General features: G+C 74.2%; 16 protein-coding genes. 10 read left to right on the top strand and 6 right to left on the bottom strand.

All coding sequences use genetic code 11. The features are described from left to right. Positions 1-24: 24 nt before the first annotated feature. Genes ACQZ2A_RS17175 through ACQZ2A_RS17165 form a run of 3 tightly spaced genes read left to right on the top strand, consistent with a single transcriptional unit; the run spans position 25 to position 2,058 of the window. Positions 25-615 (top strand): general stress protein, encoded by a 591-nt coding sequence (locus tag ACQZ2A_RS17175; protein ID WP_430213569.1) that lies wholly within the window; start codon positions 25-27, stop codon positions 613-615. 22 nt (positions 616-637) lie between these two features. Further along, positions 638-1,381 carry a PIG-L deacetylase family protein gene (locus ACQZ2A_RS17170; RefSeq protein WP_430213567.1) on the top strand — a complete coding sequence of 248 codons (744 nt, stop codon included), beginning with the start codon at positions 638-640 and terminating at the stop codon, positions 1,379-1,381. Between the two features lie 5 nt (positions 1,382-1,386). Beyond that, complete coding sequence (locus tag ACQZ2A_RS17165) at positions 1,387-2,058, top strand: hypothetical protein (protein ID WP_430213566.1); 672 nt, start codon at positions 1,387-1,389, stop codon at positions 2,056-2,058. Here the strand turns inward: ACQZ2A_RS17165 and ACQZ2A_RS17160 are convergent. Beyond that, positions 2,036-3,526, bottom strand: coding sequence for an aminopeptidase P family protein (locus ACQZ2A_RS17160; protein WP_430213564.1), 1,491 nt, complete (start codon positions 3,524-3,526; stop codon positions 2,036-2,038). The genes ACQZ2A_RS17165 and ACQZ2A_RS17160 overlap by 23 nt on opposite strands. Before the next feature lie 92 nt (positions 3,527-3,618). Here ACQZ2A_RS17160 and ACQZ2A_RS17155 point away from each other — a divergent pair, with 92 nt between their 5' ends. From ACQZ2A_RS17155 to ACQZ2A_RS17145, 3 genes are read left to right on the top strand one after another with little or no spacing between them, the layout of a single operon-like run. Then, positions 3,619-4,134: a hypothetical protein gene (locus ACQZ2A_RS17155; RefSeq protein ID WP_430213563.1), complete on the top strand. Its 516-nt coding sequence runs from the start codon at positions 3,619-3,621 to the stop codon at positions 4,132-4,134. After that, on the top strand, positions 4,131-5,180 hold the full coding sequence (locus tag ACQZ2A_RS17150; protein ID WP_430213561.1) for a DUF2332 domain-containing protein: 1,050 nt from the start codon (positions 4,131-4,133) through the stop codon (positions 5,178-5,180). The genes ACQZ2A_RS17155 and ACQZ2A_RS17150 overlap by 4 nt, the downstream gene beginning before the upstream one ends. Positions 5,181-5,240: 60 nt before the next feature. Then, on the top strand, positions 5,241-6,086 hold the full coding sequence (locus ACQZ2A_RS17145) for a serine hydrolase (protein ID WP_430213559.1): 846 nt from the start codon (positions 5,241-5,243) through the stop codon (positions 6,084-6,086). A gap of 9 nt (positions 6,087-6,095) precedes the next feature. Here the strand turns inward: ACQZ2A_RS17145 and glpK are convergent, their stop codons facing one another. Further along, complete coding sequence (glpK, locus tag ACQZ2A_RS17140) at positions 6,096-7,610, bottom strand: glycerol kinase GlpK (RefSeq protein WP_430213558.1); 1,515 nt, start codon at positions 7,608-7,610, stop codon at positions 6,096-6,098. Positions 7,611-7,763: 153 nt separating this feature from the next. Here glpK and ACQZ2A_RS17135 point away from each other — a divergent pair, with 153 nt between their 5' ends. After that, entirely contained in the window at positions 7,764-8,708 is a 945-nt protein-coding gene (locus ACQZ2A_RS17135) for a type IV toxin-antitoxin system AbiEi family antitoxin domain-containing protein (protein ID WP_430213557.1), read from the top strand. Between the two features lie 117 nt (positions 8,709-8,825). Then, a complete protein-coding gene (locus ACQZ2A_RS17130) occupies positions 8,826-9,368 on the top strand; it encodes a MaoC family dehydratase (RefSeq protein ID WP_430213555.1) in 543 nt (180 codons plus the stop codon). A gap of 10 nt (positions 9,369-9,378) precedes the next feature. Here the strand turns inward: ACQZ2A_RS17130 and ACQZ2A_RS17125 are convergent, their stop codons facing one another. Further along, positions 9,379-10,422, bottom strand: coding sequence for a hypothetical protein (locus ACQZ2A_RS17125; RefSeq protein WP_430213554.1), 1,044 nt, complete (start codon positions 10,420-10,422; stop codon positions 9,379-9,381). Beyond that, positions 10,419-10,925 carry a SigE family RNA polymerase sigma factor gene (locus tag ACQZ2A_RS17120; RefSeq protein ID WP_430213552.1) on the bottom strand — a complete coding sequence of 169 codons (507 nt, stop codon included), beginning with the start codon at positions 10,923-10,925 and terminating at the stop codon, positions 10,419-10,421. Before ACQZ2A_RS17120 ends, ACQZ2A_RS17125 begins: the two co-directional genes overlap by 4 nt. 97 nt (positions 10,926-11,022) lie before the next feature. On the opposite strand from ACQZ2A_RS17120, the gene ACQZ2A_RS17115 reads away from it, so the two are divergent. Together ACQZ2A_RS17115 and ACQZ2A_RS17110 are read left to right on the top strand one after the other, a co-directional pair. Further along, positions 11,023-11,868: a PHP domain-containing protein gene (locus ACQZ2A_RS17115; protein ID WP_430213551.1), complete on the top strand. Its 846-nt coding sequence runs from the start codon at positions 11,023-11,025 to the stop codon at positions 11,866-11,868. After that, on the top strand, positions 11,865-12,488 hold the full coding sequence (locus tag ACQZ2A_RS17110) for a MarC family protein (RefSeq protein WP_430213550.1): 624 nt from the start codon (positions 11,865-11,867) through the stop codon (positions 12,486-12,488). The genes ACQZ2A_RS17115 and ACQZ2A_RS17110 overlap by 4 nt, the downstream gene beginning before the upstream one ends. 9 nt (positions 12,489-12,497) lie before the next feature. On the opposite strand, the gene ACQZ2A_RS17105 is transcribed toward ACQZ2A_RS17110, so the two are convergent. Together ACQZ2A_RS17105 and ACQZ2A_RS17100 are read right to left on the bottom strand one after the other, a co-directional pair. Then, a complete protein-coding gene (locus tag ACQZ2A_RS17105) occupies positions 12,498-13,901 on the bottom strand; it encodes a HAMP domain-containing sensor histidine kinase (RefSeq protein WP_430213548.1) in 1,404 nt (467 codons plus the stop codon). Continuing rightward, entirely contained in the window at positions 13,898-14,563 is a 666-nt protein-coding gene (locus ACQZ2A_RS17100; RefSeq protein ID WP_430213546.1) for a response regulator transcription factor, read from the bottom strand. Before ACQZ2A_RS17100 ends, ACQZ2A_RS17105 begins: the two co-directional genes overlap by 4 nt. Positions 14,564-14,634 lie beyond the last annotated feature (71 nt).

Here is a 14,634-nt window from a genome sequence, read left to right as displayed (position 1 = left end):
AGCGAACGGTGCGACACTGGACCCATGAGCAGCCAGCCGATGCGCCCGGGCCTGCGCGCCGCCCTGTCGCTGGAGTACCCGATGAGCCTCGGGGTCCACGACACCTACGAGGAGGCGCAGAAGGCCGTCGACTACCTGTCCGACCACGAGTTCCCGGTGCAGGACGTCCTCATCGTCGGGACCGACCTCAAGCAGCTCGAGCGGGTCACCGGCCGGCTCACCCAGGGGCGGGTCATCGGCGCCGGGGCGCTGTCGGGCATGTGGCTCGGTCTCTTCGTCGGCGTGATCTTCGCGCTCTTCGACCCCAGCGGCTTCGCCATCGTCTCGATCATCTCCACGGTGCTGTTCGGTGCCGTGTTCGGCATGGTCTGGGCGTGGTTCGGCTACCGCCTGACCCGCGGCCAGCGCGACTTCACGTCGGTCAGCCAGGTCGTCGCCGCCAAGTACGAGGTGCTGTGCGAGCACAAGCACGTGACGCGCGGCCGTGAGCTGCTCACGCAGATGGACCCGATGAAGGCCGCCCAGGAGCAGGTGCGCCAGGCGCAGGAGGCCGAGCGGGCCCGGATGGCCTCGCAGCCCCCGGTCCAGTCGCCCCAGCAGCCTCCCCAGGCCTGACCCGCGCGCGTATCGTCGGCGCATGGCCGACGAGCGTCCCGACCTCGCGCCCCTCGAGGGCCCCTTCGAGTCCGTCCTCTGCGTCGTGGCGCACCCCGACGACATCGAGTACGGCACGGCCGCGGCCGTCCACCGCTGGGTGGGGGATGGCGCCCGGGTCGCGTACTTCCTGCTGACCCGTGGCGAGGCCGGCATCGACACGATGGACCCCGACGAGGCCGCCCGGGTGCGCGAGGCCGAGGAGCGCGAGAGCGCCCGCCGGGTGGGGGTGGACGTCGTCGAGTTCGCCGGCTGGGCCGACGGTGCCATCGAGTACGGCGTGCCGCTGCGGCGCGAGATCGCCGCCGCCGTCCGTCGGCACCGCCCCGACCTCGTCGTCGGGCAGAACTGGGCCGAGTTCTTCGGTCCGAACATGGTGAACCAGGCCGACCACCGTGCCGTGGGCCTGGCCACCCTCGACGCCGTCGCGGACGCCGGCAACCGCTGGCTGCACCGCGACCTGCTCGACGAGGGGCTCGAGCCCTGGGGCGGGGTGAAGGTCATGGCGGTCGCGGGCTCGCCGCAGCCGAGCCACTTCGTCGAGGTCACCGACGAGCAGTTCGAGGCGTCGGTGCACTCGCTCGAGGCCCACGAGGCCTACAACACGGCCCTGCCGGCGGACTTCCCGGTGCCTCGTGCGCTCATCTCGATGATCCTCGACGGCGGTGGCCAGGCCGCCGGCGTCCCGCGGGCGTGGACCGCCCAGGTCGTCATCGACCGCCGCTGACCGCCGTGGCCGTCGTGCGCCGGCTGACCGACGTGTCGGTCGGGACCTGGCTCGCGGACCGGCTCGACCGGGGCTCCGGCGCGTGGGGGACGGCGGGGTCGGTCGTGCCTGCCGGTTTCCCGCGGGTGGTGCGCGTCCTGCACCCGGTGGGGGAGAACGGGACCTGGGCCTCGGTCGCGGCCCGTACCGGTCGCACGATGCACCCGCTGGTGCAGTGGCGGCACATCGCCGACCACGTCGTCGACGGCCGGTCGGACGACATCGATCCCGAGGAGGGCAGCATCCCGGCGGGGACGCTCGAGGCGGTGCTGCGGCACTGTCCCGCGGACGGCGACGTGGTGCACGCGGTGTGGTCCGGCTTCGGGGGCGTCGAGCCGCCGGAGCCGCTGCTCGTCGGCAACCTGCGCGACTACGCGCTGTTCACCGGGCCGTGCGTCGCCGTCACCGACTGGCCAGGCATGGACACCCCGTGGGGGCAGAGCGCCAACTACCTGTGGCCTTCGGACCGGTCGTGGTGTGCCGCAACGGAGATCGACTGGGACTTCACCCTCGTGGCCTGCGCCGACGAGGTCGCCGGCGCGCTGCTGGCCGACCCGGCGCTCGAGACCTTCGAGGTCGAGCTCGGCGACGACCTCACGTGGGACGGGGACCGGGTCAACGGCCCTGGACGCGCCTGACCCAGGCCTCGACGTCGTCGGCGCTGCGCGGCATCGCGGCCGAGAGGTTCTCGCAGCCGTCCTCGGTGACGAGCACGTCGTCCTCGATGCGCACGCCGATGCCGCGGAAGCGCTCGGGGGCCTTGAGGTCGTCGGCCTTGAAGTAGAGGCCGGGCTCGACGGTGAGGACCATCCCGGGCCGGAGCTCGGCGTCCATGTACTCCTCGCGGGTCGCGAGGGCGCAGTCGTGGACGTCGAGGCCCAGGTGGTGCGACGTGCCGTGCACCATCCAGCGGCGGTGGTACTGGCCGTGCTCCTTGTCGAGGGTGTCCTCGACCGAGACGCCCTCGGGGAGAAGGCCCCACGCGTGCAGGTGCTCGGCGATGACCCGGATGGCGGCGGCGTGCACGTCCGAGAACTTGTTCCCCGGCTTCACCGCCGCGATGCCGGCCTCCTGCGCCGCGTGGACGGCGTCGTAGATCTCCCGCTGGGCCTCGGTGTACGTGCCGTCGACGGGCAGGGTGCGCGTGATGTCGGCGGTGTAGAGGCTGTCGACCTCGACGCCGGCGTCGATGAGCACGAGCTCGCCGGCGCTGACCTCGCCGGTGTTCTTGATCCAGTGCAGCGTGTTCGCGTGGTCGCCGGCCGCGCAGATGGAGTCGTAGCCGACGCCGTTGCCGCGGTGGCGGGCGGTGAGGCCGAAGGTGCCCTCGAGCCAGCGCTCACCGCGGGCGTCGCCGACGGCCTCGGGGAGCGCGGCGATCATCGCCTCGAAGCCCTCGTGGGTGGCCTCGACGGCGGCCCGCATCTGCTCGACCTCGTACTCGTCCTTGCACAGGCGCATCAGCGAGACCTCGTGGGCCAGGGCGTCGTCGGACTCCTGCAGGCCCTCCTCGGCGGCGCCGTTGGCGACCCGGGCGGCGTCGAGGCGGGCGGTGAGCTCGGTGTCGGCGTCGCGGACGACCCGCACCGTCACCTCGCCGGCGTCCTTCGCCACGGCATCGACGAGGCCGTCGACGTGGCGGGCGGTGAGGCCGAGCTCGAGCTCGACGTCCTCGATGCTCGGGCGGGCGCCGACCCAGAACTCGCCGTAGCGGGCGTCGGCGAAGAACTCGTCGCTGTCGCGGTCGGCGAGCGGGCGGAAGTACAGGACCGCCTCGTGCCCGCCGTCGTCGAGGGGCTCGAGCACGAGCACGGCGTCCGGCTCGCGGTCGGCGCCGAGACCGGTGAGGTAGGCGAAGGCCGTGTGCGGGCGGAACACGTAGTCGGTGTCGTTGCTGCGGATCTTCAGGCCGCCGGCCGACACGACGAGGCGCTGCTTCGGGTAGGCCGCGCTGAGGACGGCCCGGCGGGCCGCGGCGTACTGCGCGGACGGCGCCGCCGCCTCGGCGGTGGGGCGGCGCGGCGCCCAGTCCTCGCGGATGAAGGCCCGCAGCTCGTCGGTGGTCGCCCGGGCGCGGTTGTCGGCCTGCTTCTGCTCCTCGCTCACCCGGCCCATGCTGCCACGAGCCGACGTGAGGTCCGCCACGGCGCTGCCCTGCGGGTTTGCGGGCACCCCCGGGCCGTTGAGAGGGTGGATGGATGGGTAGGCACAGCGCACGGCGTCGTCGCGGACCCGCGGCCCTGGCCACGGGCGCCGCCGCGGTCCTGGCCACCGGGGTCTTCGCGACCACGCTGGCCGACGGCAGCCAGGAGCCGCCGCGCGTCGCGGCGGCCCCGCCCGCCACGTCCTCGACGCCCCTCGAGCCCGTCAGCTCACGCACGACCGAGCGCGGGGACGACCTCAACCGGGCCTCGCGGACCTTCCGCCGCACCCCGCCGCCGGACACGGCGTCGGCCCCCGAGGCGCCGGCGACCCCGGCAGGCGCCCCGTCGTCCGGCCCCACCGGCAGCCCGTCCGCCTCGCCGTCCCCCTCGGCCACCCGCAGCGCCGCGCGCACCGGGACCCCGTCCTCGACGCCCACCGCCACCCCCACCCCCACGCCCCGACCGAGCGCGTCGCCGACCCGCCCCGTCCCGACGCCGAGCGGCAGCCCCACGCCCTCCGGCTCCCTCCTCGAGGTCCTCCCCGGGGTCATCGGCGGCCTGGTCCGGTGACCTCCGCCGCGGGGCCGACGCTCGCCGACCGGTTGCGCGAGCACTTCGGCCACCGCGACCACCTGTACGGGGTGCTCCTCGCGGAGATGGCCGACGACTGGGACGAGGGAGGGCTCACCCGCGAGCTCTTCGACGGGTGGGAGGACGCCGAGGCGCGGCAGTTCCCGCAGCTGCGGCTGCTCGCTGGGCTGTTCCGGCTCGTGCTGCGCGGGGAGGCGCCACAGCTCGTGCCGTACTACGCCTGCCTCGGGGGTGACGAGGACCCGGCCGACGCGTGGGCGGCGGTACGGCCGGTGCTCGCGGCGCACACCGAGGAGCTGCGGTCCGCCCTCGACGAGGCGCCGCAGACCAACGAGCCCGCCCGCACTGTCGCGCTGCTGGTCGGTCTCTCGGAAGCGGTGCGGCGCACCGGCATCCGACGCGTCCGGCTGCTCGAGCCCGGCGCCTCGGCGGGTCTCGGACTCCTCCCGGACCGGTACCGGTACGTCGGCGACGGATGGTCCCACGGCCCTGCCGACGCACCGCTGGTCGTGGAGGACTGTGGCGCAGCCGGGTTCGCTCCCGAGGCGTTCGAGGTCGTCGACCGCCGCGGGTGCGACGTCGCCCCGGTCGATGCTTCCAGCACCGACGGCGCCACCTACCTCCGGTCGTTCGTCTGGCCGTGGATGCTCGAGCGGCACGTCCGGCTCGACGGCGCCCTGGCCGCCCTGCGCACGACACCCGTGGCGCTCGACCGGGCGCGCGCGGCCGACTGGGTCGCCGCCCGGCTGGCCGACCCCGTGCCGGACGACGTCCTGACCGTGGTGTGGCACTCCGTGACCCGGATGTACTGGCCGCTCGAGGAGTCGCTGGCACTGGAGGCCGCCGTCACCGAGGCTCGCTCGCGGATCCCGGTGTCGCACATCTCGATGGAGAACCCGTGGGCCTCCGACGCCCGGGTGCCCGACACCACGCCCGGCCGGCTGCCGGTGGTGGAGGTGGACGGCGAGGTGGTCGCGTCGTGCGGCCATCACGGCCCGCCGGTGACGCTGGCCGCCGCCGGCTGAGCACTGGTGCCCCGGCCGGGGCTGTGCGACGATCGCGGCCCACGGGTGAGGGGAGCGGCCATGCCAACGACCGGACCGGGACGACGCGAGCTCGTCGTCGGGGGAGCAGCAGGGACCGTCCTCGGGGTGGTCGGAGCCCTCGCACCGGCGGCACCGGCCGGCGCGGCCGGCATCGCGACGAGGTCGCAGCTGACGGCGGCCCTCGACCGGTACATGGCGACGCGCTCGGGGGTCGCCGGCCTCGGCTACCTGGACAACCGCAACCGCCAGTACTACTTCTGGCGCCCGCGCTCGATGCAGAGCCACAGCACCATCAAGGTCCTCGTCCTCGTGACGCTGCTCAGGCTCGCGGAGCAGAAGAACCGCAGCCTGACCACGACCGAGCGCTCGCTCGCCGCGCGGATGATCCGCTACTCCGACAACGACGCGACGGACGCGCTGGTGCGCCAGGTCGGTGTCACCGCGTGCCGGCGCGTCGCCGGCGAGCTGAGCATGGACCGGACGACGGTCCTCGGCGGCACGGTCTTCCGCTCGAGCACGTGGTGGGGGCACTCGGTCGTCACGACCCGCGACCTCCTGCGGCTCGAGAACTGCCTCGTGTACTCGGGGTACCTGACGCCGGCGAGCCGCGTCTTCGCCCGCCGGCTCATGGAGACCGTGACCTCGAGCCAGACGTGGGGGCTCGGCGACGGGCTGCCCTCGACCGCTCACGTCGAGCTGAAGAACGGCTGGGGTCCGCGGTCCGACGGCTACCGGCTCAACTGCGTCGGGCACGTCCGGGGGAGCGGGCGGAGCTACCAGATGTCGATCCTGTCGCGGTCCGGCGCCGGCTACTCCTACGGGCAGGCCACCGTGAACCGCCTGTCCCGGATCGTCTGGGACGCCCTCGACACCCCGCTCGCCTGAGCCGACCCGTCAGTCGTCCTCGGCCCAGTCGAGGGTGCGCTCCACGGCCTTCTTCCACCCCGCGTAGCCGTCCCGGCGCTGGTCCTCGGACCACGTCGGCTCCCACCGCTCGTCCTCGGCCCAGTTGGCGCGCAGCTCGTCGGTGCCGGACCAGAAGCCCACGGCCAGCCCGGCGGCGTAGGCGGCACCGAGCGCCGTGGTCTCGGCGACGACCGGCCGCGACACCGGGACCCCCAGGACATCGGCCTGCAGCTGCATGCACAGCCGGTTCGCGGTGACGCCGCCGTCGACCTTGAGGCAGGTCATCTCGACGCCGGAGTCGGCCTCCATCGCCTCGGCGACGTCCCGCGACTGGTAGCAGATGGCCTCGAGGGTGGCCCTGGCCAGGTGGGCGTTGGTGTTGAAGCGGGACAGCCCGACGATCGCGCCGCGGGCGTCGCTGCGCCAGTACGGGGCGAAGAGCCCGCTGAACGCCGGCACGAAGTAGACGCCACCGGTGTCCTCGACCTGGGCGGCCAGCCGTTCGACCTCGCTCGCGCCACTGATGATGCCGAGCTGGTCGCGCAGCCACTGGACCGCGCTGCCCGTCACCGCGATCGAGCCCTCGAGGGCGTAGACCGGCCTGGCGTCGCCGAGCTGGTAGGCGACGGTGGTCAGCAGCCCGTTCTTGCTGCGCACCAGCTCCTCGCCGGTGTTGAGGAGCAGGAAGTTGCCGGTGCCGTAGGTGTTCTTGGCCTCGCCGGGCTCGAAGCACACCTGGCCGACCGTGGCGGCCTGCTGGTCGCCGAGGACACCGGCGATGGGCACCCGCGCGCTCCCGCGACCCCCTGTGGTCGTGCCGTAGGCCTCGGCGTGGCTGCTCGGGCTGATCTCGGGGAGCATCGCGCGGGGGATGCCGAAGAAGCCGAGCAGCTCGTCGTCCCAGTCGAGGGTCGTGAGGTCCATGAGCATCGTGCGGCTGGCGTTGGTCACGTCCGTCACGTGCCGGCCGCCGTCGGGTCCGCCGGTGAGGTTCCAGACCACCCAGGTGTCCGGGGTGCCGAACAGGGCGTCCCCACGCTCGGCCGCCTCGCGCAGGCCGTCGACGTTCTCGAGCATCCACTGGACCTTGCCGGCGCTGAAGTACGTGGCGGGCGGCAGGCCGGCCTTCTGCCGGATGACGTCGCCGCGCCCGTCGCCGTCCAGGGCCCGGGCGATGGCGGCGGTCCGGGTGTCCTGCCAGACGATGGCGTTGTGAAACGGCCGGCCGGTGCGCTTGTCCCAGACCACCGCCGTCTCGCGCTGGTTCGTGACGCCGATGGCGGCGAGGTCGGTGCTCGAGAGGCCGGCACTCGTGAGGGCCGAGCCGATGACGGTCTGCGTGCGGTCCCAGATCTCGAGGGGGTTGTGCTCGACCCAGCCGGCGCGGGGGAGCAGCTGCTCGTGCTCGAGCTGGTGGCGGGCCACCTCCTGCCCGTCGTGGTCGAAGACCATGAACCGGGTGCTCGTCGTGCCCTGGTCGACCGCGCCGATGAAGTCCGCCATGCCCCGACCCTAGAGCCCCCGTGTCGCCCCGCGCACGACGCGCTTGTCCGCCCCGGACGCGCGTGTACCTGCGTCCCGCACGGACAACCGCGTCCGTCGGCGACCTGTGGATGACGCGCCGGTCGGCAGTCGCTCCTCGGCCACGATGGACCGATGAACGCCCGACTCATCGCCCTCGCCCGAGCGCGGCACGGAGTCTTCACGAGCGCGACGGCGACATCCGTGGGGGTCGAGGACTCTGCCCTCGTCCGGATGCGGCGGAGCGGCGAGGTGGTCCGGGTCCGCCGCGACGCCTACGTCCTCGGCGAGGTGTGGGCACCGGCCTCACCCGAGGCCCGGCTGGCTCTGCGGACCCGCGCCGTCCTCGCCGCGCGCACAGGAGACGTGGCGACGCACCAGTGCGCGCTCGCCCTGCACGGCCTGCCGCTCCACGGGGTGCCCATGACCGTGGTGGACGCCATGGCCGACGTGAGCCGCGTCCGGCTGCGGTCCGGGTTGCGGACCCACCCACGGCAGCCCACCCTTCCCGTGCTGGACGCCGACGGTGTCGACGTGGTGACGGTCGGTGCGGCCGCCGCCCAGGTGCTCGTGCGGCACGGCCTGCTCGCCGCGCTGGTCCCTCTCGACGCGGCGCTGCACCGGGGTGCGTGCGAGCTCGAGGTGGTGGGCGCCTACCTCGACCACCTCTGCACGACGCCGGGGCTCCGGCGGCTGGGCGAGGTCCTCCTGCAGCGGGCCGACGCGCGGTGCGAGTCGGTGGGGGAGACGCGGACGAGGTCGGCCCTGCTGGACCTGGGTCTCGAGGTGGCGTCGCAGGTCGACGTCCGCGACCGGTCGAGGAGTTTCGTCGGGCGGGTCGACCTGCTCGTCGAAGGACGCATCGTGGTCGAGTTCGACGGCCTCCTGAAGTACGGGGGCGCAGAGGGCCGAGAGGCGCTGGCCGCCGAGAAGTGGCGCGAGGACCGGCTGCGCGCGCTCGGGTACGTGGTGATCCGGGTGACCTGGGCCGACCTCGAGCGACCGGAGTGGCTCGCGACCCAGATCCGTCGGGCACCGACGCAGCTGTCCGCGGTCGTCGCAGGTGTACCTGCGTCCTGACTCGACAACCGCGTCCGGCCTGCACGTGGGGTGTGGGGAAGGGCACGTCGGTGCGGCCTGCCGTGCCCGGCGGCGCCGCGCGAGGATGTGCGGGACACCGGAGCGAAGGAGATCGACGTGCAGTTCGGGCGCAGCTACGAGGAGTTCGAGGTCGGGGCGACGTACAAGCACTGGCCGGGCAAGACGGTCACCGAGTACGACGACCACCTGTTCTGCCTGCTGACGATGAACCACCACCCGCTCCACCTCGACAGCCACTACGCCGAGGAGACCACGCAGTTCGGGAAGAACGTCGTGGTCGGCAACTACGTGTACTCGATCCTCCTCGGGATGTCGGTGGCCGACGTCAGCGGCAAGGCGATCGCCAACCTCGAGGTCGAGAGCCTGCGCCACGTCGCGCCGACCTTCCACGGCGACACCCTCTACGGCGAGACGACGGTCCTCGACAAGCGGGAGAGCACGAGCAAGGACGACCGCGGCGTCGTGCACGTCGAGACCATCGGCTACAACCAGGACGGGAAGGTCGTCTGCATCTTCCGCCGCAAGGTGATGGTGCCGAAGCAGTCCTACCTCGACGCGCGCGGCGGCGAGCAGCCTGGCCGTCCCACGCCGCAGCCGGACCGGAACTGGTCCGGTCCGGCCGCCCCGTCAGAGGGCTGAGGCGCAGCACTCAGTCCGGGTTGGTCCAGGACCCGGCCTGCCCGTCGACCGTCCACGTCACGCGGGTGACCCCCCGCATCGGCTTCTCCGGGCCCTCGGAGACCGCGATGACCGCCAGGCCGGAGCCCCCGAGCAGAGGGGCGGAAGTGGAGGACCGCAGGGTCGCTCCGGCGGCGACCTCGACGGCGACGTCCTGCGCGCCGATCGGGACGATGACGGCCGTGGTCGTGACGAGCGCGCTGCCCGTGGCCCCGCGCGACGTCGCGAGGTGCGGGCGACCACCGGAGGCGGAGAGCGAGAGTGGCCGGGTGGCGCTGCCGTCGGGCTCGACGAGACCGATCTCGTCGGCGTCCTCGTCGACGTAGACGGTGCGGCCGTCGACCGTCGCGCTCGGGACCTCGGTGCCGTCGGCGGCGAAGACGCGCCCGCCGACCGCGTAGTCCAGCCCGGAGAGCGTCGCGTCACCGGGTGCCTTCTCGGACGTGATGACGAAGGCCTTGAACCCGGTGCCGGGCAGGGGCACGTCGTCCGTGGTCGACGTGCCGCCGAGGTCACCGCCGTCGAAGCGGTACATCATCTGGCTGGTGTCGTTCGGCACCACGCCGAGGACGACGAACGGGGCGTCCGAGACCTTGCCCCACGCCGCGCCGACGCCCTCGCGCATCTGCCGCCCGACGAGGGCCGTCGCGGTCGTCCCGCCCTTGCGGTACACGGTGACGGCGCTGCCCGTGGCCTTGTCGAAGCGCACGGCGTAGGTGGCGTCGTCCGGGCCGGGCAGCGTCGCCTCGACGATCCGGCCGGGCGAGACCCGGGTGGCCGGGACCTCCTGGACGGCACGGTCCGTGGTGCCGTCGAGCACGGCCCACGACCCCACGCCGAGGACGGTCACGGCGGCCAGCGTGCCGCCGACGGCCGCCATCCGGCGCCGGCGCACGATGCGCCGGCCGGAGCCGAGGACCTCGGTGGTGTCGATGTCGTGGAAGGCGTGGGACTCGGACTCGGTGGCGCCGAGCAGGCGGGCACGCAGCTCGTCCTCGAAGACGTCGTGGCTCATCGGGTACTCCCGTCGGTCGTGGCGAGCTGGGTGCGCAGGGCGGCGAGGCCGCGCGAGGCGGCGGACTTCACGGAGCCGAGCGAGATGTCGAGCAGGTCGGCGACGGCCTGCTCGCTGAGGTCGGTGTAGTAGCGCAGGACGACGACGCGCCGCTGCTGGTCGGGGAGGCCGGCGAGGAGCCGGACGACGAGGTCACGGTCCTCGCTCGTGGAGGACGGCGCGACGGGTGCCTCGGGCACCTCGCCGAGCACCACCTCGCCCCGGCGGCGGCGCCAGGCGTCGGTCCGCTCGTTGACGAGGATCTTGCGCGAGTACGCGAGCGCCCCCTCCGGACGCACCCGCGGCCACGCGACGTAGGTCTTGACGAGGGCGGCCTGCACGAGCTCGTGGGCTGCGTGGTGGTCGCCGGTGAGCAGCCACGCCGTGCGCAGCAACGACGGTGACGCCTGCTCGACGAAGGCCGTGAACGCGGCGTCGCGATCGGCCCTCACCCGTGTGGTCATGGTCCCTCCTGGTGCTCGGTCACACCCTCTCTACGGGGGCACCCGGGGAAAGGTTGCCTCGGTCGGGCCACCTTCCGCACGCCGGTAGCATCTGCGGGTGATCGACCTGCACGCCCACTCGACCGCGAGCGACGGCACGGAGTCCCCTGCGGACCTCGTCGCCTCCGCCGCGGCGGCCGGTCTGGACGTCGTCGCGATCACCGACCACGACACCACCCTGGGCTGGGCCGAGGCGAGCGCGGCCGCGCGCGCGCACGGCCTGACCCTCGTCCCCGGCATCGAGGTCTCCTGCGCCCGCGGACGCCGCTCGGTGCACCTCCTCGCCTACCTCCCGGACCCCACGCACCCCGACCTCGTCGCCGAGCTCGAGCAGGCCCGCGAGAGCCGCGAGACGCGCCTGGACCGGATGGTCGAGAGCATGGCGGCCGACGGCATCCCGGTCACGGTCGGCTCGGTGCGGGCCGAGGTGGAGGAGGGTGCGACGCCCGGCCGGCCGCACATCGCCGACGCCCTGGTGCGTGCGGGCGTCGTGGGCCACCGCGACGAGGCCTTCGCGCGCTGGCTCGGCGACTCCAGCCCCTACTACGTCGGCCACTACGCCCCCGACCCGGTGCGCGCCGTCGAGGTGGTCCGGGCGGCCGGGGGAGTGCCGGTGGTCGCGCACCCGTCGTCGGCCACACGCACCGGCACCGTCGGCGACGCGCTCCTCGAGGAGATGGCCGCCGCCGGCCTCGCGGGGCTGGAGGCGCGCCACCGCGACCACGCCGAGGACGACGTCCGGCACCTCACGGCGCTCGCGGGCCGGCTCGGCCTGCTGGTCACCGGATCGAGCGACTACCACGGAGAAGGGAAGCGGAACAGGTTGGGCGAGAACACGACCGAGCCCGAGGCGCTCGAGCGCATCGAGCACGAGGCGACCGGGTCGGAGGTGGTGCGGCCGTGAGCTGGTTCGACGTCGCCGCCTTCACGACGACCTTCGTCACCCTCGTCGTCATCCTCGACCCGCCCGGCGCGATCCCCATCTTCCTCGCGCTGACCGGACCGCTGACCCAGAAGCAGAAGGTCGCCGCGGCCCGTCGCGCCAGCCTCGTGGCCCTCGGGGTCATCGCGTCGTTCGCGGTCTTCGGGCAGCGCATCCTGGACTACCTGCACATCTCGCTCCCGGCGCTGCAGGCCTCCGGGGGGCTGCTGCTGCTCATCGTCGCGCTCCAGCTGCTCACCGGCGCCGAGTCCGAGCAGCACGCCGACGCCGGCGTCAACGTGGCCCTGGTCCCGCTCGGCACGCCGCTGCTCGCGGGGCCCGGCGCCATCGTCGCGACGATGCTCGCCGTGCAGGACGCCGACGGGACCGGCGGTGTCGTCGCGGTGGGCACGGCCCTGGTCGCGGCGCTGCTGCTCGTCTTCCTCGTCTTCCGCTTCGCGCTGCCCCTCGCGCGGGTGCTCAAGGACAGCGGCATCGTCCTGCTCAGCCGCATCGCCGGCCTCCTGCTCTCGGCCATCGCCGTGCAGATGGTCGCCGACGCCGTCACCGCCTTCGTCCGGGGAGCCGGCGCGACGGGCTGACAGCCCTCGTCAGGCCCGCTGCGGCAGGGTCAGCTCGAAGACCGCGCCCGGCCCCTCGTCGAGGAGACGCAGGTCGCCGCCGTGCGCGCGCGCCAACCCCCGCGCGATCGGCAGGCCGAGGCCGGACCCGCCGAGGTCGCGCGAGCGGGCGTCGTCGAGGCGCACCATCCGCTCGAAGACGCGCTCGCGGTCGGCGGCCGGGATGCCGGGTCCGTCGTCGCGCACGACCACGCGGGGCCCCGGCCCGACCTCCACGCGCACTGCTCCCTCGGGGCCGGCCGCCCGCCGAGCGTTGTCGACGAGGTTGGCGAGCACCTGGGTGACGCGGTCGGGGTCGGCCTCGACGACGGGCGCGGGGCCGTCGAAGGCCAGCTCGACCCGCGCTCCGGGCACGCGCTGGGCGTCCTCGGCGACGGTCGCGGCGAGGCGGGCGAGGTCTGTAGGGCGTCGGCGCAGCTCCAGCCCGCGGTCGATGCCGGCCATCAGCAGGAGGTCCTCGGCGAGGCGGGAGGCCCGCCGCGCCTCGCGGACCACGCCGGCGGCGAGGCGCTCGCGCTGGTCGCGGTCGTGGTCGCCGACGAGCAGCGCCTCCGCGGCGGCCTGCACGCCGGTCAGCGGGGTCCGCAGCTCGTGGGCCGCCTCGAGGACGAAGTCGCGCACCCGGGCCTCGGCGGCGCGGGCCCGGTCCTCGGCCCCCTCGACGGCGTCGAGCATCTCGTCGAAGGCGCCGGCCGCCCGGCCCAGCTCGCTGTCGGGGCGGTCGGGGCGCAGCCGGCGGCCACGGTCGCCCGCGGTGATGTCGCGCGCCGTGGCGGTCATCGTGTCGAGGGGGCGCAGCAGGCGGCTGGTGAGGAGGGTGACGACGAGCGCGGCCACGGCGAGTACCGCCAGGCTGCTCACCGCGAGGACGACGCGGACCTGGGCCAGGGTCTGGCGCAGGCCGCCCGCGTCGGTCGCGAGGACCAGCCGGGAGGAGCCGAGCTGCCGGTCGATGGAGAAGACGTCGCCGCTCTGGATGACCGTGTCCTGCTCGCGCGGCGGGGCCGGGCGGCCCGGGCCGCGGCCCCCCGGGGTGGGGGCCGGGGTGGCGGTGGAGGTGGCGTCGGGGGCGCCCTCGACCGTCGGGCCCGCGGTGAGCCGGGTGCCGTCGGAGGTCACGAGGACGACCGAGACTCCCTCTCCGCCCAGCCGGTCGACGAGGTCCTGCGCCGGCACCTGGTCCTCGAGGGCCCTCGCCACGGCCAGCCGGTCGAGGAGCCGCTGTTCCAGCTGTCCCTCGGTGCGCGAGCGCAGCACGGTGTCGACGGTCACCGACAGCACGGCGAGGAGCACCACGAGCAGGCCCATCACGGCCACCACGAGCCGGCGGCGCAACGAGCCCGTGCGCAGCCGGGTGGTGGGGTCGGCGCTCACGCCCGGACCACGTAGCCGATGCCGCGCACCGTGTGCAGGAGCCGGTCGCCGTGGGCCTCGAGCTTCTTGCGCAGCGCGCTGACGTGGACCTGCACGAGGTTCTCGGCGACGTCCTCGTACCCCCACACCTGGGTGAGGATCTGGGTCGTCGACATCGTCCGGCCCCGGTTCTCGACGAGGAAGCCGAGCAGGCGCAGCTCGGTGGCCGTCAGCTCGACGCGGTGGCCGCCCCGGGTCACGACCCCGGCCGTGGCGTCGACGACGAGGTCGCCCACCTGGACGGTCGTCGGCACCCGGCCCAGCCGGCGCAGCAGCGCCCGCAGCCGGGCCAGCAGCTCGGCCATCTCGAACGGCTTGGTGACGTAGTCGTCGACGCCGGCCTCGAAGCCGCGCAGCCGGGCCCCGACCTCGGAGCGCGCCGTCAGCAGCACGACCCCGACGTCGCCGAAGGAGTGCACGACCCGCGCCAGCGTGGGACCGTCGCGGCCGGGGAGCATCCAGTCCAGGACCACGACGTCGGGGCGGAAGGCCTCCAGCCGGGCCTCGAGCCCGGAACCGTCGGGGGCCGCCTCGACGGCCCAGCCCTCGCCCCGCAGCGCCACGGTGAGCGCCTCGCGGATGGACTCCTCGTCCTCGACGACGAGGATGCGCGCGGCGGCCATGCGTCCAGTCTGCGGCTCCCACCTCAAGGTTTCCTCAATACCGCTGCGCGGGTGGCCGGCTTGAGGCCCGC

It is taken from the genome of Phycicoccus avicenniae (assembly GCF_050496545.1).
GTDB classification, from domain to species: domain Bacteria; phylum Actinomycetota; class Actinomycetes; order Actinomycetales; family Dermatophilaceae; genus Phycicoccus; species Phycicoccus avicenniae_A.
This window is presented reverse-complemented; position numbering and strand designations above follow the sequence as displayed.